Source organism: Streptomyces sp. NPDC001220, assembly GCF_053597895.1.
Window position 1 is genome coordinate 323,863 of the sequence record NZ_JBSFJE010000008.1, and the last position, 18,187, is coordinate 342,049.

The following is an 18,187-nucleotide window of genomic DNA, read 5'->3' on the forward strand; positions in this document are numbered from 1 at the left end:
GCCTAGGCAGTGTGGATGACCGCCAGGGCGTGTTCGCGGGCGGGCGCCCGGAGCGTCCTGTCGAGTTCTTCGAAGAGCGCGCCGGCGGTCTCGCCGCGCCAGCCCTGCGGCAGCAGGGAGAGCGGCAGGCCGGGATCGCGGTACGGGAGCCGGCGCCACTCGGTGAGCATCGGCAGGTAGATCCCGAACGCCTCCTGCGGCGCGATCCCGCCCGCGGCGGCGCGCTCACGCACCGGCGCGTACCGCGCGAGGAAGTCCGCGTACAGCGCGGTCAGCTCGTCGAGGTCCCACCACTCACGGACCTTCGCCGACAGGTCGCCGAAGGCGAAGTGGTCGCCGGTGAAGATGTCGACGTACGGGGTCAGTTCGAGGCGTTGCAGGGTGCGGCGGGTCTCGTCGGCGAGGATGCCGGGGGCCACCCACACGCCGGGGGCCGCGGTGCCGAAACCCAGCCGGGTCAGGGCCGTGCGCAGGGCGTGCCGCTTGTCGCGCTCGGACTCGGGAACCGAGAAGACGACGACGAGCCAGCCGTCGTCGGCCGCGGCCCGGTTCCGCTCGAAGATGCGTATGTCGCCCTCCGCCAGCACCTCCAGCGCGGTGTCGGCGACGGCGTATCCGGCGGCTCCCTCGTGGCGCTCGCTCCGCAGCACCCCGCGCCGCTTCAGCCGGGAGACCGCCGAGCGTACGGCCTGCCCCTCGACACCGAGATCGGCCATGAGGCGTATCACCGAGGCCACGGAGAGCCAGTTGTGCTCACCGCGCGCGTACAGCCCGAAGAGAGTGATGATCAGCGGGCCAAGCCGGCTGTCCCGGCCGCCCGCGCCGACGGCGGACGACGGCTCGACCTCCGCTGTCATGTCCACCCACCTCCGGCCGACGTCACCCTCCTGATCGCCAAGCAGCCTACCGCGCATGCCGCCACACCACCGGCGCGGTGGATCGGCACCCTGGACGGTGCCGACCACCGCCCCCCCCCAGCGCTGTGGACCACCGCCCCGCCCGGGGCGAGCGCCGTACCCCGGCGGTGCGGGCCACCGCCCCCGGCCTGCCGACCGCCACGACCCGGCGCTGTGGGCGCCACCACGCGCCCGTGCTGAGTGGCGCTCCCCCGGTCGTGCGGCCGCCTCGCGCTGCGTGTCGGGCCATCGCGGCACATCGTGGTGGTACGGGCGGCGTACCGCACGCTTCGCCTGGGCAGAACGAGTGACCTCTGCGGGCCGAGCGCGAGAGACTGCGTGGCGCCCGCACCGGGCATCGTGTTCTTCCGCGCCACCATTGCCTCAGATGCCTCTGTCGCCATCTCTGTTGGGGAGTCCGACATGACCACACCCCGGGACCTGTTCATCGTCACCGTGTACGACGCCGCAGGCCGGTCCGTCGAGCAGGGCGACCTCTCGCTGGCGCTCGCGGGAGCCGAACTGGTCGATCTCCTCGGCGCCGGGGCGGTCACCCTCGACGACGAGACCGTCGTACCCGCTTCCCCGGGCGGGACGGGCGACCGGCTCCTCGACGAGGCGGCGGCGGCGCTGAAGCGCGAGGCGCCGTACGAGTCGGTCGAGGACTGGCTGTGGCGCCGGGGGCGTGGCCTGTCCGCCGCCTATCTCGCCGAACTGGAGGAGGACGGGACGGTCACCCGGGAGCGGCGGCGCTGGCTGCCGCTGCCGACCGGGCGGACGGCGCCCGCCGACTCGCCCGAGCATGCCCGGGCGCGTGATCGCTGGACGTCGGGCGAACCGGTGCTCGCCGCGTTCGCGGCCGCCGTCGGTATCCAGGACGAGACGCCCAAGGATCTCGCGAGCACCGTCTCCGACGCGACCGTGACGGTGGTCGCCGCCGTGGACGGTGCCGTGACGGAGCTGGCCGCCGTCCGGCAGCGGCGGGAGATCGAGGACGCGGCCTTCGACAACGTGTGGCGCGGCCTGTGACGGCAGCCGTCGCGGCTCCAGTCCACCGGGGCGCCTGCTCCCCGGTGGGTGCGGCCGTCTCCCCGGTGGGTGCGACCGCGAACCACCTGCGGTCGGGACCCTGGCCGTTCGGATCGCCCGGCTTGCTGTCGCCCGGGAAACGGCAGACGGGTCGGCCGGGGCGGCGAGGAGCGAGGGACGGCGGTCCGGCCGGCCGGGTCAGGTGCCGTCGAGGTAGTCGCGCAGCACCTGGGAGCGGGAGGGGTGACGGAGCTTGGTCATCGTCCTGGCCTCGATCTGCCGGATGCGTTCGCGGGTCACGCCGTAGACGACGCCGATCTCCTCCAGGGTGCGGGGGCGGCCGTCGGTGAGTCCGTAACGCAGCGCGATGATGCCGGACTCGCGGGCGGTCATGTCGGTGAGCAGGGAGCGGATGGTCTCCTGGAGGAGGAGGTGGGTGACGGCCTCCCAGGGCGCGGGCGCGTCGGTGTCCTCGATGAGGTCGCCGAACTCTCCGTCGCCCTCCTCGCTCAGCGCGGCGTGCAGGGAGACGGGTTCCCTGGTGTAGGCGTCGAGTTCGACGAGTCGTTCGACCGGGATCTCGGCCTTCGCGGCGACGTCCTGCAAGGTCGGCGGGACGCCCGTCTCCTGGATGAGTTCCCGGCGCGCCCGGGCCACCCGGTTGATGATCTCCACGGTGTGAACCGGGATCCGTATGGTGCGGCTCTGGTCGGCCAGGGCACGGGTGACCGCCTGCTTGATCCACCAGGTCGCGTACGTGGAGAACTTGAAGCCCTTGGCGTAGTCGAACTTCTCCACCGCGCGGATGAGTCCGGCGTTGCCTTCCTGGACGAGGTCGAGAAAGTCCAGGCCCCGGCCGGTGAAGCGCTTGGCGACGGACACGACCAGGCGAAGGTTGGCCTCGGTGAGGTGGGCCTTGGCACGGGAGCCGTCCTCGGCGAGCAGGGCCAGTTCCTCCCGTGGATGCCGGTTCTCGCCCTCCGCCAGCAGCCGTTGCGCGTACAGGCCGGCCTCGACGCGCTTGGCGAGGTCCACCTCCTGCTCCGCGGTGAGCAGCCGGACCCTGGCGATGACGCGCAGGTAGTCCTTCACCGGGTCGGTGCTGCCGCCCTCCGCCGGGAGCCGTGGTGCGGGGCCGTCGGTCTCGTCGTCGAACGGGGACAGCTCCCGCGTCGGCCCGGCTTCGCTTGGGGCGAGGCTCATATCGTCTCCTCCAGCAGCGCACCGGGATACCTGCCGGTGTGCGGTCCCGGGTGGACCGCGTTCTGTTCCGGGGTGCCCGCGGCGATCACCTGTCCGCCCCGGTGGCCCCCTTCCGGGCCGATGCCGCCCGGACGGTCGGCCGTCCTGACGACGCCGAGGTGGTGCTCGGTGACGACAAACGTGTTCCCGCCTCCGAGAAGTCGATGCGGGGCGGCCCGCAGGCGTTCCCCGTCGGCGGGGTGCGGACCGGTGGTGGGTTCGTCGGGCAGACGGAGAGTGCGGCGCGGTGGATCGACGGCGATCGCCGGGGGCAGTTCCTCGACGGTGTCGGCGTCGGGCCTGTCGAGCTGTCCGAGGAATTTCCGTGCGTACGCGGACAGCGATTCCGCATATCGCCGCCGCCTTTCCGTGAATACGGTGACGAACGCCAGGCTCGACTTACCCCGAGCGGAAACTCCCGTGAATACGACGAGCGACCTCCTGGGCAATTCCACGGGGACACCGCGAAGGTGGTGCCGGCGAGCGCCTTTGACGCGGAGTCGACTGCTCACTCATTCGAGGCTACCACCGCGAATCCGCCGTATACGGCCGCCGGGGAGCCGCTTTCTCATGTGAGGAACATCGCGCTTGACAGGTCTTTTCGCGGTATGAGCAAAAATCCTCAAGGGGGCCGACCATTTCGGTCACGGAGCCCACGTGCCGCACACGTCCCGCCGGTTCACCCTCGTACCCTCGTTCAGGACACGCCGCCCGGCTGCCGAGAACGAGAGGAATCCGCATGCGGATCGCGATCCTGGACGACTACCAAGGCGTGGCCCTGAGCCTGGCCGACTGGGATTCACTCCGGGGGGACGTGCACGTGTTCAGGGATGCCTTCGAGGACGAGGAGGCGGTGGTGGCGGCGCTCGCCGAGTACGAGGTGGTGGTCGCCATGCGGGAGCGGACGCGCTTTCCGGCCTCGACGCTCGGCAGACTGCCGCGCCTGAAGCTGCTCGTGACCACCGGGCCGGTCAACGCGGCGATCGATCTGGACGCCGCACGCCGGGCCGGGATCACCGTCTGCGGTACCGGGTATTTCGGGTACCCGACGGTCGAACTCACCTGGGCGCTCGTCCTCTCCGCGGCCCGTATGGTCCCGCAGCAGGTGGACTCCGTACGCCGGGGCGGCTGGCAGGTGGGGCTGGGGACGAGCCTCAGGGGCGCCACGCTCGGAATCCTCGGCCTCGGCCGGCTCGGGACCGCGGTCGCGGAGATCGGGCGCGCCTTCGGTATGCGGACCATCGCCTGGAGCCAGAACCTGACGCCCGCCGACGCACAGGCGAAGGGAGCGGAGTACGTCTCGATGGACGAACTGTTCGCCCGCTCCGACGTGCTGAGCATCCACCTCGTCCTCAGCGAGCGCACCCGGGGCCTGGTCGGTGCGCGCGAACTGGGCCTCATGAAACCGACGGCGATCCTGGTGAACACCTCGCGCGGGCCCGTCGTGGACGAGGCGGCACTGATCGACGCGTTGACCGGGAAGCGGATCGCGTCGGCGGCGCTGGACGTCTTCGACCGGGAACCCCTGCCCGCCGGTCACCCGCTGCGCACCCTGCCGAACGCCGTGGTCACTCCCCACATCGGCTACGTCAGCCGGGATCTGTACGAGGTCTTCTACCGGGACGCGGTCGAGGACATCGCGGCCTGGAGCGCCGGCACCCCCGTGCGCACGCTGTTCTGACGCCGTGCTCCCGGCAGAGCGAAGGGGCCGGCAGGCCGCGGGCTGCGGCCTGCCGGCCCCTTACGGGAGGGCGGTTCAGGACGGCAGTGTCCAGCTCTGGTTGGCGGAACCCGAGCACGACCAGATCTGCAGTCGGGTGCCGTTGGCCGAGCTGGGGCCGGTCGCGTCGAGGCACTTGCCCGACTGCGGGTTGACCAGGGAGCCGTTCGCGCCGGGCTGCCAGACCTGGGAGCCGGTGCCGTTGCAGTCGTAGAGCTGCACCTTGGCACCGTTGGCGGTGGAAGCCCCGGTCACGTCCATGCACTTGCCGAGGGAGCTGATGGTCCCGGCCGTGGAGACCGTCCAGTTCTGCGCGCTGGTGCCGTTGCAGTCGTAGAGCTGTACGGCGGTGCCGTTGGCGGTCGCGGCGCCTGCCACGTCCACGCACTTGCCGCCGTAGCCGTGGATCGGACCGGTGGTGTTCGTGGGCGGGGTGACCGGACCCGACTGGCCGGACGCCCACTTGATCTCCTGGAGCAAGAGCTGGTTCTGCTGGGCGCTGCCGAACGTCGACGACAGGGTGGTGTTGGTCGAGTAGTCCATCGCGTTGTGGCCGAAGTTGTTGTAGACCATCTTGTAGTTGCGGTTGGACCAGACGATCGGGTAGTAGCCGCTGTACCAGGTCTGGTTGGGGTCGGTGCCGACCGGGAAGGTGGACGGGGCCATCGAGGCGAGGATGTCGATGGAGGGGTTCTGCCGCAGGTCGTTCTGCCAGCTGTACCACTCGCTGACCGAGGACGTGATGGTGGCCGGGAGGTTCGCGGTCGCGGGGTGGGTGCGGTCGTCGATCTGAAGGGTCTCCGCGGTCGGACCCCAGCTGTTGGTCTTGAAGGTGCCGGTACCGAGGAACGTGTTGTGGTACCAGGGCCAGTCACTGGTGTTGTCGTTGTACGCCGAGACGTGGAAGCCGATGAATCCGCCGCCGCCCGCCACATAGCTCTGGAAGGCGGACTGCTGCGACGCGGTGTGCGGGTAGTCGTCGAGGAACATGACCACCTGGTAGTTGGCGAGCGTCGCGGTGTTGAGCCGGCTCCAGTCCGTGGTCTGGGTGTAGGTGAAGCCGTTCTGGGCGCCGGCCTGCGGGAACCAGGTGCTGGCCTCGTGGTCGAAGCTGATGTGCGCCGCGTCGTATGTGCCGTCGTAGAAGGCGATCACATTGACGGGCGTGGCGGCCCGCGCGGTGTGTACGGGTGCTGCCTGGACGCCGAGCACCACGGCGACCAGGGCGAGGAGTCTCAACAGGGTGCGGGGCCAGGCTATGTCCGGGTGGGGGGTGATCATGCCAGGACCTTCCTCATACGTGAACGCCGGAAGACATACGTAGACGTGCCGCATTGAAGGCCCTGGTCCGTGGACATGTCAATGGTGCAGACCAAACATCGGTGAGCGTCCTGCCGGCGGGAACCGGGACGCGCGCGTCCCGGGCCGCCCCGCGCTCACGCCGTGCGGAAGCGGTTGATGGCCGGCTCGTGCCGTTTCCGCAGTTCGGGGTCGGTGACGCCGAGGCCCTCTCGCGGCGCGAGGCACAACACGCCGACCTTGCCGTGATGATGGTTGCGGTGGACGTCGGTGACGGCCCGGCCGGTGTCGGTCAGCGGGTAGGTGCGCGAGAGGGTGGGGTGGATGCGGCCCTTGACGACGAGCCGGTTGGCCTCCCAGGCCTCCCGGTAGTTGGCGAAGTGGGAGCCGATGATCCGCTTGAGGTGCATCCAGAGGTAGCGGTTGTCGAACTCGTGCCGGTAGCCGGAGGTGGAGGCGCAGGTGACGATCGTGCCGCCCCTGCGGGCCACGTAGACGGAGGCACCGAAGGTCTCCCGGCCCGGGTGCTCGAAGACGATGTCCACGTCGTCGCCGCCGGTCAGTTCACGGATGCGCTTGCCGAACCGCTTCCACTCCCGCTGGTCCTGGGTCTCCTCGTCGCGCCAGAACCGGTAGTTCTCCGCGCCGCGGTCGATGATCGCCTCGACGCCCATCGCCCGGCAGATCTCCGCCTTCTGCTCGCTGGAGACCACGCAGATCGGTATCGCGCCGCCCGCCAGCGCGTACTGGGTGGCGTACGAGCCGAGACCGCCGCCCGCGCCCCAGATCAGCACGGTGTCGCCGACCTTCATGGCGGCGCCGTTGCGCGAGACGAGTTGACGGTAGGCGGTGGAGTTGACCAGGCCGGGGGCGGCGGCCTCCTCCCAGGTCAGGTGCCCGGCCTTGGGCATCAGCTGGTTGGCCTTCACCAGCGCCAGCTCGGCCAGCCCGCCGTAGTTGGTCTCGAAGCCCCAGATCCGCTGCTCCGGGTCGAGCATGGTGTCGTCGTGGCCTGCCGCGTCCTCCAGTTCGACGGACAGACAGTGCGCGACCACCCGGTCACCGGGCTGCCAGCGACGCACCCCGGGTCCGGTGCGCAGGACCACACCGGACAGGTCGGAGCCGATCACGTGGTAGGGCAGGTCGTGCCGGGCGGCCGGCCCGCCGGTGCGGGCGTACCGTTCGAGGAAGGCGAAGGTCGGCACGGGCGAGAACAGCGCGCTCCACACCGTGTTGTAGTTGACGGCGCTCGCCATGACGGCGATCAGGGCCTCGCCGGGGCCGGGCTCCGGGGTCGGTACGTCACCGATGTGCAGGGCCTTGGCGGGTTCGCGGTCGCCGACCGGGACACCGTCGAACATGTGCTGCTCGTCCTTGCGCAGCACGGCGGCCCGGTAGGACTCCGGTACCGGCAGGGACGCGAAGTCACGTGACTGCGCGTCGGGGGACTCGATCGCGGCGGCCAGGTCGGTCATCACCACAGGCTTCCTTCGGTCTGGGGGCGTGCTCGGGGAAGGTTCGGTCAGGCGCCGTGTCCCGGGCCCGGGTGAAAGGCCGCCAGGTCCTCGGTCAGCGCCCGGACCACGCCGGCCTGCTGCTCGGCCAGGTAGAAGTGGCCGCCGGGGAAGACGCGCAGGGTGAAGGCGCCCTCGGTGTGGTCGCGCCACTCCTCGGCCTCGGCGAGGGTGACCTGCGGGTCGTCGTCGCCGACGAGCACACTGACCGGGCAGCGCAGCCGTGGTCCCGGCAGGTACCGGTAAGTCTCCACCGCCGTGTAGTCACCGCGGACGGCCGGCATGATCATCTGAATGACGTCCTCGTCGAGGAGCAGCCGCTCGTCGGTGCCGTTGAGCCGGCGGATCTCGGCGACGACACCGGCGTCGTCCATCGAACGGACCCCGCGGTCGCGCACCTTGGGCGGGGCGGTACGGCCGGACGCGACGAGCCCCAGCAGGTCGAGCGAGGAGCGCTGTTCGATCCGGCGCGCCACCTCGAACGCCACGCAGGCGCCCATGCTGTGCCCGAACAGCACCAGCCGGCGCGGAGCCTGGGACTCCAGCACGGTGAGGATCTCGTCGGCCAGTCGGTGGATCGACGTGCGGGGCGGTTCGGCGCGCCGGTCCTGGCGGCCCGGGTACTGCAAGGACAGGACATCGGCGACGGGGGCCAGCGCGTCGGCGAGCGGCCGGAAGTAGCTGGCGGAGCCGCCCGCGTGCGGGAAGCAGACCAGCGACAGGTCGGTGTGCCGGGTCACCGGCCGGTAGCGGCGAATCCAGAGTTCCGGTGCGGTCAGGGTGTCGGTCATCCCCGTACTCTCCGTGTGCGGTGGGGCCGTGGCCGTGTGGCCGGGGGCGATGAGGCCGTGGCCGTGTGGTCGGGGGCGGGAGGCCGTCGGCGGGTGGTCGGGGGCGGGCGGGTGTGTGGATGGGGTGCGTGCCCACCGGAGGCATCCGGTGGGCATCCGACCGGTGTGCTGCGGGTCAGCCGGTGACCCGGACGGGCAGTTCGGCCAGGCCGCGCATGATGATGTTGGGCACCCGGGCCGGGCTGTCGGTGACCGGCTCCAGGTCCAGCGCGGCCAGGGCGGACACCGCGGCCTGTGCGGTGAGCCGGGCCAGCGGCGCGCCGACGCAGAAGTGGATGCCGAGTCCGAAGCCCAGGTTGCGGCCGGCGGGCCGGTCGAGCCTCAGCTCGTCGGGGTCGTCGTAGACGTCCGGGTCGTGGCTGGCGGCGCCGATCATCAGCATGACCTGCTCGCCCGGCTGGATGGTGTGCCCGGCGATCTCCGCCTCGGCCAGGGCGACCCGGGAGATCATCTGCACCGGTGTGTCGAAGCGCAGCATCTCCTCGACCGCGGCGGGCACCTGGCCGGGGTGGGCACGCAGCCAGTCCCGCTGGTCGGGGTGGCCCAGCAGCGCGAACATGCCGTTGCCGATCAGGTTCACGGTGGTGGCGTACCCGGCGGAGAGCAGCAGGGTGCAGGTGACCTCCAGCTCCTCCGGGGTCAGCGTGTCGCCGCCCTCCTCGACGGCGACCAGTTCGCTGATGAGGTCGGTGCCCGGCCTCGCCCGGCGCTCCTCGGCCAGCTCGCCGATGTACCGGTACAGCTCGGCGCGGGCGTTGTCGCGTTTGGCGATCTCCTCGGGCCCGAGCAGGAAGCTCGGGTCCAGGCCGCGTGCGATGTCCCCGGACAACTCGTCGAAACGGGCCGCGTGCTCGGCCGGGACGTCCAGCAGCGCGTTCTGCATCCGGCCGGGCAGCGGGTGCGCCACCGCGCTCATCAGGTCGATGGGACCGTCGCCGGCCTCGGCGCGCGCGGTCTCGATCAGCTCGCGCACGACCTGTTCCGCGGTGGCCCGCATCCGGTCCACCTGGCGGGCCGCGAACGCCTTGCCGACCAGGGCGCGGATCCTGGTGTGCTCGGGCGGGTCGGAGAAGATGAACGGCCGCACCACCATGCCGTCGGCCTCGGTGCGGAAGTGGTCGGCGACGGTGGCGCCGTCGCCCCAGCCGAAACGCTGGTCGCGCAGTACCGCCGAGCAGGCCTCGTGTCCGGTCACCGCCCACAGCCCCAGCGGGGTGCGGGTCACCGGGCCCTTCTCCCGGATCTGCGCGTAGACCGGGTAGGGGTCGGCCAGGAAGGCCGGGTCGAAGGGGTCGAAGGGCAGCAGCTGGGCTATGAAGCCCGGGTCGAGCATCGGTGCCTCGGTCATCGCTGTCGTTCCCAACCCCGCGCGGGACGGCCGTCACCGCGCGGAAAGAGTCTCGGTACGGGGAGGGGCGAGGGATACGCGGAAGAGGTCAGCCCGTGGCGGCCGGGGTGGCCGCGGTGAACGTCACCGGCAGGCGGTCCAGGCTGTTGGCCACCAGGCTGGGCGTCCAGGTCAGCTTCTCGTCGGGAACGGCGAGTCGGAGGTCGTCGAACCGGTCGAACAGGGTGCGCAGCGCGATCCGGGCCTTGAGCCTGGCCAGGGGGGCGCCGATGCAGAAGTGGGTGCCGTGGCCGAGTGCCAGGTGCTTGGAGGCGTCGCGGTGGATGTCCAGTGTCTCCGGGTCGCTGAACTGCCCCGGGTCGTGGTTGGCCGCGGCCAGCGAGATCATCACGTGCTCGCCCGCCTTGACCCGCGCGCCGCCGAGCTCCATGTCCTCCGTCGCGAAGCGGTACACCACGGTGAACACCGGGCTGGTCAGCCGCAGCAGCTCCTCGATGGCCGGGGCGAGCCCCTCGGGGTCGTCCTTGAGCTCGGCCAGCTGCTCAGGGTTGCGCAGCAGCGCGAGGATGCCGTTGGAGAGCAGGTTGATGGTGGTCTCGGCGCCGGCCAGGAGCAGCAGCATGACCGTGGAGCGGATCTCCAGGTCGGCGAGGGCGTCGCCGTCCTCGTTGGCCTGCACCAGACCGGAGATGAGGTCGGGGCCGGGGTCGGCACGACGCTGCGCGGTCAGCTTGGTCAGGTACTCCTCGAACCAGCCGACCGAGGCGACGACCTCCTCGGGGCTGGAGGAGTTGCCGAGGCCGACGAAGATGTAGGTGTTGCGCTCGAACTCCTCGACGTCGACGAGCGGCACGCCGAGCATCTCGTAGAGCACCGTGGAGATCAGCGGCGAGATGAACGAGGCCTTCAGGTCCGCGGTGCCGGCCTCGGCGACCGCGTTGAGCAGTTCGTCGGTGATCTGCTGGATCCGCTCGCCGAGGTCGGCGACCCGGCGCGGCGTGAACGCCTTGGAGACCAGTCTGCGCAGCCGGGTGTGCTCGGGTGGGTCGGCGAGGTTCATGTGCTGGTTGAGGATGGACTTACGGCCGTCGTAGCCCACGGAGGGCCACAGCTCGGGCAGCGCGTTGTCGAAGTGCTTGCTGAGCTTGCGGTTGTTGAGCGCGGCGAGCGCGTCGTCGTAACGGGTGATCATCCAGACCGGGTTGCCGTCGGGCAGCAACAGCTGCTCCACCGGGCCTGGTTCGGGCAGCCCGGGCGCCCAGGCGCGGGGGGCCGCCGTGGCGTCGGCGTGCACGGGACAGCCGGTGGCCGGCGCGCCGTCGGGGTGGGGCATGTCGTGTCCTCTCATCGTGGGGTGCTGGACTCGTGGGGTGCTCGGTTCGTGAGGTGCTCGGTTCGTGAGGTGCTCGGCCGTCACGGGGTGGTGGCGGCCGGGGACGACGGGGTGGGGACCAGTGCGGTGAGCTTCGCGGCTGCGTCGGGGAACCGGTCGGCGGGGCCGGCGGCGGCCACATAGCCGTCCGGGCGCAGCAGCACGTACTTCTCGGTGGGGCCGTCCAGCGGGAAGTGCGCGACCAGTTGGGGCAGTCGGTCGGCCAGCTCCGCCGCCTCGGTGGCCAGTCGGGTGTCCTTGCCGCCGTAGGTGATCAGCTGGAACCGGCCGGCCAGTTCGTCGGTCGGCTTGGGGATCCACCGGGGGTCCCGGGTACCGGGGCGCGGCCGGGCGCGTTCCGTGCCGCCGAACAGCACGTCCGGGTAGTGGCTGCGCCAGCCGGCCAGCATCGGGGCGTAGCCGCGGGCCAGTACGCCGGTGGCGTCGAGCAATCGCCAGGTGATGTTGCGGATCTGACGGGCCAGCGGGCCGACCACGGCCTGCCGGGCCATCCGGCCGGTGGCCTGGAGGGTCTGCTCGATCGCGGCCCGGCGCTCCGGGTCGTAGGTGTCCAGTACCGACTCGTGCAAGCGGCCGTGCACCACGCCGGCGAGTTTCCAGGCCAGGTTGCGGGTGTCGGGGATGCCGAGGTTGAGGCCCTGGCCGCCGATCGGGCTGTGCACGTGGGCGGCGTCGCCGACGAGGAAGCAACGGCCGGAGCGCAGCGCGCCGGCCACCCGCTCGTCGCTGGCGAACAGGGTCACGGTGCGCACCTCGGTGAAGCGGAGCCCGCCGGGCCCGCGTTCGTCCAGCAGTGCCTGGGCCTGCTCGGCGGTGGCCTCGGTGCCGTCCGGGACCGCGCCGGAGATGCGGAACTCCCCGCCGGGCAGCGGGGCGATCAGCGCGACCCCGGTGTCGGCGAGGAAGTAGTGGATCTCCTCGGTGCTGATCCCGCCGCTGCCGTGTTCGCCGGCGATACGTCCTTCGGCGAGCAGGAAGGTGGCCGGGAACCGGGCCCCGGAGAAGTCGATGCCCAGCTGGGCGCGGACCTGGCTGTGCAGCCCGTCGGCGCCCACCACCCAGTCGGCCTCGATCTCGGTGGTGGTGCCGTCCGCGCGGCTCGCGGTGACGGTGACCGTGTGCGTGTCCGGGGCGACCTTGGTGACCCGGGTGCCCCACTCGACGTCGACGCCCCGGTCGGCCAGCGCCTGGGCGAGCAGCCGGCCGGTGCGCTCCTGGGGCAGCACCAGTGGGGCGTTGGCCTCGCTGAGCGGTACGCGCACGCTGCCGCCCGAGCCCAGGTGGTAGTGGAGTGCGGCGGGCTGGACGCTGTCGTGGACGGCCCGCTCGGCGAGCCCCAGTTCGCCGAGGACCTCCCGTACCGGCGGCCACAGCAGGATCGCCCGGGAGCCGGTGTGCGGGTGGTCGGCCGCGTCGACCACGGTGACCGCCACGCCGAGCCGGCTGAGCTGTGCGGCCATGGCCAGGCCGCACGGGCCCGCGCCGACGACCAGAACGGTGGTACGTCGTTGTGTCACTGTTTCTCCAGCCACTCGTGCACCGCCTGGGCAGTACGGTCGGCGTGCTCTTCGAGGACGGTGAAGTGGTCGCCGGCCAGCTCCACCACGTCGTGCGGGCAGGCCCAGGAGGCCGGCGGGCGGGCGAACCCGGTGAGCGGCTCGGTGGCGCGGGCCACCAGGACCGGCGTGCCGGAGTCGGCGGGTTCCCAGTCGGTGAGCAGCCGCAGGTAGCCGCCCATGGCGGTGAGCCGGGCGTCGGTGACCGCGCCGTTGTCGGCCAGCCGGGTGAGCATCTGCTCGAACAGGGCGGCGCCGTCGGTGGTGAGTTCGGGGCCGAAGACGAAGGTGTCGACGAGGACCAGGCCGGCGGCCGGCCGGCCCCGTGCGGCCAGCGCGGCGGCGACGCCGTCGGCCAGCAGTCCGCCCGAGGAGTAGCCGACCAGCACCACCGGCCGCTCCCCCGCCGCCGTCTCCACCTGCCGGGTGACGGCCGCGATGGCGGCGGGCCGGTCGGCGGGCAGCGGTTCGCCTTCGAGATAGCCGGGCAGGGCGAGTGCCGAGACCGCGCGCCGGCCGCGCAGTCCGGCGGCGAACCGGGCGTACTGGTGCGGGCCGGAGGTGGCCAGCACGGTGGGCAGGCAGACCAGGAGCGGGCCCTCGTCATGGGCGGTCAGCTCCACCGGTGCGGGCAGCGGGGCGGCCTCGTCGCCGGAGCCGAAGGTGGTACGCAACTTGGCGGCGGCGCCCAGCAGTTCGATGAACTCGCCGGTCTTCCCGGCCTCGGTCGCCGCGCGGTACAGGCCCGTGAACACCCCGGCCTCGGGGGTGGCGGCCGGGTCCGGGCCGAGTTCGCCCCCCAGGTACCGGGCGAGCGCCTCGGGGGTGTCGTGCTCGAACAGGGTGGCCGCGGTCAGTCGTAACCCGGTGGCCGCCGACAGCCGGTTGCGCAGCTCCAGGGTGGTCAGCGAGTCGAAGCCGTGTTCGAGGAAGCGGCGTCCTGGGTCGATCGCGGAGCCGTCGGCGAAGCCCAGGACGGCGGCGGCCTGCCCGGTGATCGCGGCCAGCAGCGCGCCGTACCGCTCGGCGGCGGGCAGGGCGGCCAGCCGGCCGGCGTCCGGGGTGTCCGGGCCGGTGGGCTCGCGGCGGCCGCGGCCGGGGGTGAAGTCGGCGATGAGCGGGCGCGGTCCGGTGAAGGTGTACGCGGCCCGGAACCGCGGCCAGTCCACGTCGGCGAGCAGCAGCCGGGTGTCCCCGGCGGTGAGCGCGGCGCCGAGCGCGGCCAGGGCACGGTGCTCGTCGAGGACCGCGATGCCCCGGCCGGCCAGCCGTTCCCGGCGGGTGGCCGCCACGCCGGTGGTGTCGGCCGGGTCGTCCCAGGGCGCCCAGGCCACCGAGAGGGCGGGCAGCCCGGCAGCGGCACGGTGTTCGGCCAGCGCGTCCAGTGCGGCGGCGGCCGCGGCGTAGCCGGCCTGGCCGACGCCGCCGAAGGTGCCGGACACGGAGGAGAACAGCACGAACGCCGTGAGCGGGGTGTCGCGGGTGAGGTCGTGCAGGTGCCGGGCGGCGGTGACCCCAGGGTGGGGCGCGGCGGTGCCGTCGAGGGCGGTCAGGGGCGCCTCGGTCAGCGGTACGGCGGTGTGCAGCACGGCGGTGACCGGCTGCCCGGCGAGCAGTTCGGCGACGGACTCACGGTCCGTCAGGTCGCAGGCCACGGTGTGGACTTCGGCGCCCAGGTCGCGCAGTCCGGTGACGACGTCGGCGGCCACGGTGGCGTCCGGGTCGGTGGCCAGCAGCAGCGCGGGGGCGCCGACTGCGGCCAGCCAGCGGGCCGTGGCCGCGCCGACGGCGGTGTCCGCGCCGGTGACCAGGGTGGTACCGGTGGGGCGCCAGACGGCGCCGGTCGGGGCGGTCAGTGGGCTGCGCACCAGGCGGCGGGCGAACAACCCGGCCGGGCGGACGGCGAGTTGTTCCTCGCCGGTCCGCCCGGACAGCGCCGCGCACCAGCGGGTCAGCGCCCGTTCGTCGGCCTGGGCGGGCAGGTCGACGATGCCGCCGGTGAGGGCGGGGTGTTCCAGGGACACGGTGGGGGCCAGGCCCCACAGGCCGGCCCGGTCCGGGTCGCCGTCCGGCTCGGCGTCCAGGGCCACCGCTCTTGTGGTGGTGAACCACAGCGGGGCCGCCACGCCCGCTTCGACGAGGGCACGGACCAGGGACACGGCGGCCGGCCAGGCCAACAGGGCGAGCACCCCGGCGGGTTGCGCGCCGGCCAGCGCGGTGCGCAGGGCTTCCGGGTCCGGCGGACCGGCGGCGACCTCGACCCGGATCACCCGGGCGCCGTGCCGGGCCAGCGCGTCGGGTTCCGGACCGGTGTGCCCCGGGGGTACGGCGACCAGCCAGTCCCCGGAGAGCCGGGCGCTCGCCGGGTCGGGCACCGGCCGCCAGTCCAGGGTGTGGCGCCAGGAGTCCACGACGGACTGCTCCCGCCGCTGCCGCCGCCACGCCGACAGCGCGGGCAGTACGGCGGCCAGCGGCGCGGTGTCCAGTTCCAGGGCGTCGCTGAGGCCGGCCAGGTCGGCGTTCTCGACCGCCTCCCAGAAACCGGACTCCATCGGATCGGAGGTCGCCGTCGCGGCGGTGGGGTCGGGCTCCGGCCAGTAGCGCTGCCGTTGGAAGGGGTAGGTGGGCAGGTCCACCCAGGCGGCGTCCCGGCCCGCCAGGGCGGCGCCGAGGTCGACCGGGGCGCCGCGGGTGTGGGCGTCGGCCACCGAGCGCAGGAAGCGGTCCAGGCCGCCCTGGTCCCGGCGCAGCGAACCGACCGCGGCGGCCTCGGCCCCGGCGTCCTCGGCGATCTCCTGGACGGCGGTGACCAGGACCGGGTGCGGACTGACCTCGACGAAGTGCCGGAACCCGGCGGCCAGCAGGGTGCGCACGGCCGGGTCGAAGGCCACCGGCCGGCGGGCGTTGTCGAACCAGTACTCCGCGCCCAGGGTGCCGGTGCCGGTGAAGGCGCCGGTGACGGTGGAGCAGAACGGCACCTCGGCGGCGGTGGGCCGTACGTCCGCGAACATGTCCACGATGCGGTCGTGCAGCGGGTCCACCTGGTCGCAGTGCGAGGCGACGGTGGAGGCGACCAGGCGGGCGCGCAGCCCGTCGGCGGTGGCCTCGGCGACGAACCGATCGAGGCCGGCCGGCTCGCCGACCACCGTGACCGCGTTCGGGCCGTTGACCCCGCCGATGTGCAGCGCGTCGCCCTGCGCGGCCAGCCGGGCGCGGACCTGCTCCTCGGGCGCGGCCACCGACACCACCGCGCCGTTGCCGCGCAGTTCGTCGGCGAACAACTGGCTGCGCAGCACCACGATCTTCAGCGCGTCGTGCAGGGACAGCGCCCCGGCCGTGTAGGCGGCGGCGATCTCGCCCTGGCTGCTGCCGACCACCGCGGCCGGGGTGAGGCCGTAGGAACGCCACAGTTCGGCCAGCGACACCATCACCGCGAACAGCACCGGTTGCAGGATCTCGATGCGCTCCATGTCGGGCGCGCCGGGCGCCCCGCGCAGCACGTCGGTGAGGGACCAGTCCACGAAGGCGCGGGCCGCGGTGTCGCACTCGGCGAGGTGCGCGGCGAACACCGGTGCGGAGTCGAGGAGTTCGGCGGCCATGCCGGTCCACTGGGAGCCCTGGCCGGGGAACACGAACACCACCCGGTCGTCCGGTGCGGCGGTGGCACCGACCAGGGTGTCGTGCGACCGGCCCGCGGCCAGGGCGGCCAGGCCCTCGGCGGCGGTGTCCGGGTCGGCGGCGACGACCACGGCACGGTGTTCGAGGGCGGCACGGGAGTGCAGCAGGGCCGCGGCGAGGTCGGGCAGCGGGGTAGCGCTCCGCACCAGGGGCAGCAGGCGCTCGGCCTGGGCCTGCAGGGCCTCGCGGGAGCGGGCGGAGACCACCAGGGGTACCGGCGCGGGCCTGCCGATCGCCTCGGCCGCCACGGCCGTTCCCGGCTCCGGCGCCTCGAACTCGTCGGCCTGTTCCAGCAGTACGTGTGCGTTGGTGCCGCTGATGCCGAACGCGGAGACGCCGGCGCGGCGCGGTCGGCCGGTCTCCGGCCAGGGCTGCTCCTCGGTGAGCAGCGCCACCGCGCCGGAGGTGAAGTCCGCCTCGGAGGTGGGCGCGTCCACGTGCAGGGTGCGCGGCAGCCGGTCGCCGCGCAGTGCCATCACCGTCTTGATGATGCCGCCGACCCCGGCCGCCGCGCCGGCGTGGCCCAGGTTGGACTTGAGCGAGCCCAGCCACAGCGGCCGGTCGGCGGGCCGGTTGCGGCCGTACGTGGCGAGCAGCGCGTTGGCCTCGATGGGGTCGCCCAGCGCGGTTCCGGTGCCGTGTGCCTCGACGGCGTCGATGTCGGCGGCGGCCAGGCCCGCGTCGGCGAGCGCGGCGCGGATGACCCGTTCCTGGGAGGGCCCGTTGGGTGCGGTCAGCCCGTTGGAGGCGCCGTCCTGGTTGACGGCCGAGCCGCGTACCACGGCGAGCACGCGGTGGCGGTTGCGGCGCGCGTCGGAGAGCCGTTCCAGCACCAGGATCCCGGCGCCCTCGGCCCAGGCGGTGCCGTCGGCGGCCTCGGCGAACGCCTTGGCGCGGCCGTCCGGGGCCAGGCCGCGCTGCCGGGACAGTTCCACGAACCCGGCCGGGGTGGACAGCACCGACGCCCCGCCGGCCAGCGCCAGCGAGCACTCACCGCGGGCCAGCGACTGGCGGGCCAGGTGCAGGGCGACCAGGGAGGCCGAGCAGGCGGTGTCCACGGACAGCGCGGGGCCCTCCAGGCCGAGGGTGTAGGACAGCCGTCCGGAGAGCACGCTGATCGCGTTGCCGGTCAGCAGGTACCCCTCCAGGTCCTCGGCGGCCTGCGCGGCGAGCATCCCGTAGTCCTGGGCGCCGCTGCCGACGAACACTCCGGTGCGGCTGCCGCGCAGCGACAGCGGGTCGATGCCGGCCCGCTCCAGCGCCTCCCAGGAGGTCTCCAGGAGCAGCCGCTGCTGCGGGTCCATGGCGAGGGCCTCGCGCGGTGAGATCCCGAAGAACGTGGCGTCGAAGTCGGCCACGTCGTACAGGAACCCGCCCTCCTTGACGTAGGTGGTGCCGGGCCGGTCCGGGTCGGGGTCGAAGAGGCGGTCCAGGGGCCAGCCCCGGTCGGTGGGGAAGGCCGACATCACGTCCCGTCCCGCGGCCACCACCTCCCACAGGTCCTCGGGCGAGGCGATGCCGCCGGGGAAGCGGCAGGCCATGCCGACGACTGCCACCGGCTCGGTGTCGCGCTGCTCGTAGTCCCGCAACCGCTGCCGGGTCTCGTGCAGGTCGACGGTGACCTTGCGCAGGTAGTCGCGGAGACGGTCGACATCACTCAT

Annotated in this window: 10 protein-coding genes and 2 pseudogenes; 2 read left to right on the plus strand and 10 right to left on the minus strand. The window is 72.9% G+C overall.

Annotation, left to right across the window (positions count from 1 at the left end; translation table 11 throughout):
• Positions 1 to 2: 2 nt before the first annotated feature.
• Positions 3 to 857 carry a PaaX family transcriptional regulator gene (locus ACWDGI_RS21500; protein ID WP_450761249.1) on the minus strand — a complete coding sequence of 285 codons (855 nt, stop codon included), beginning with the start codon at positions 855 to 857 and terminating at the stop codon, positions 3 to 5.
• A 462-nt stretch (positions 858 to 1,319) separates the two neighbouring features.
• Between ACWDGI_RS21500 and ACWDGI_RS21505 the strand changes: the two genes are divergently transcribed.
• A complete protein-coding gene (locus tag ACWDGI_RS21505) occupies positions 1,320 to 1,925 on the plus strand; it encodes a GOLPH3/VPS74 family protein (protein WP_450761251.1) in 606 nt (201 codons plus the stop codon).
• Positions 1,926 to 2,123: 198 nt separating this feature from the next.
• Here the strand turns inward: ACWDGI_RS21505 and ACWDGI_RS21510 are convergent, their stop codons facing one another.
• Together ACWDGI_RS21510 and ACWDGI_RS21515 are read right to left on the minus strand one after the other, a co-directional pair.
• Positions 2,124 to 3,128, minus strand: a complete 1,005-nt coding sequence (locus ACWDGI_RS21510) for an RNA polymerase sigma factor (RefSeq protein WP_450761253.1) — start codon at positions 3,126 to 3,128, stop codon at positions 2,124 to 2,126.
• A 290-nt stretch (positions 3,129 to 3,418) separates the two neighbouring features.
• Positions 3,419 to 3,679: pseudogene (locus ACWDGI_RS21515) on the minus strand (hypothetical protein); the annotation flags it as partial.
• Between the two features lie 227 nt (positions 3,680 to 3,906).
• Here ACWDGI_RS21515 and ACWDGI_RS21520 point away from each other — a divergent pair.
• Positions 3,907 to 4,848 (plus strand): D-2-hydroxyacid dehydrogenase family protein, encoded by a 942-nt coding sequence (locus ACWDGI_RS21520; RefSeq protein ID WP_450761255.1) that lies wholly within the window; start codon positions 3,907 to 3,909, stop codon positions 4,846 to 4,848.
• 75 nt (positions 4,849 to 4,923) lie between these two features.
• On the opposite strand, the gene ACWDGI_RS21525 is transcribed toward ACWDGI_RS21520, so the two are convergent.
• The 7 genes and pseudogenes from ACWDGI_RS21525 to ACWDGI_RS21555 form a co-directional block, all read right to left on the minus strand.
• On the minus strand, positions 4,924 to 6,168 hold the full coding sequence (locus ACWDGI_RS21525) for a ThuA domain-containing protein (RefSeq protein ID WP_450761257.1): 1,245 nt from the start codon (positions 6,166 to 6,168) through the stop codon (positions 4,924 to 4,926).
• 155 nt (positions 6,169 to 6,323) lie between these two features.
• Positions 6,324 to 7,661 (minus strand): crotonyl-CoA carboxylase/reductase, encoded by a 1,338-nt coding sequence (gene ccrA, locus ACWDGI_RS21530; protein WP_450761259.1) that lies wholly within the window; start codon positions 7,659 to 7,661, stop codon positions 6,324 to 6,326.
• 47 nt (positions 7,662 to 7,708) lie between these two features.
• A complete protein-coding gene (locus tag ACWDGI_RS21535; RefSeq protein ID WP_450761261.1) occupies positions 7,709 to 8,491 on the minus strand; it encodes a thioesterase II family protein in 783 nt (260 codons plus the stop codon).
• Between the two features lie 175 nt (positions 8,492 to 8,666).
• Complete coding sequence (locus ACWDGI_RS21540; RefSeq protein ID WP_450761263.1) at positions 8,667 to 9,899, minus strand: cytochrome P450; 1,233 nt, start codon at positions 9,897 to 9,899, stop codon at positions 8,667 to 8,669.
• An 88-nt stretch (positions 9,900 to 9,987) separates the two neighbouring features.
• Entirely contained in the window at positions 9,988 to 11,232 is a 1,245-nt protein-coding gene (locus ACWDGI_RS21545; RefSeq protein ID WP_450761265.1) for a cytochrome P450 family protein, read from the minus strand.
• Positions 11,233 to 11,312: 80 nt separating this feature from the next.
• Positions 11,313 to 12,809, minus strand: coding sequence for an FAD-dependent oxidoreductase (locus tag ACWDGI_RS21550; protein WP_450761267.1), 1,497 nt, complete (start codon positions 12,807 to 12,809; stop codon positions 11,313 to 11,315).
• A 23-nt stretch (positions 12,810 to 12,832) separates the two neighbouring features.
• Positions 12,833 to 18,187, minus strand: a pseudogene (locus ACWDGI_RS21555) (type I polyketide synthase); the annotation flags it as partial.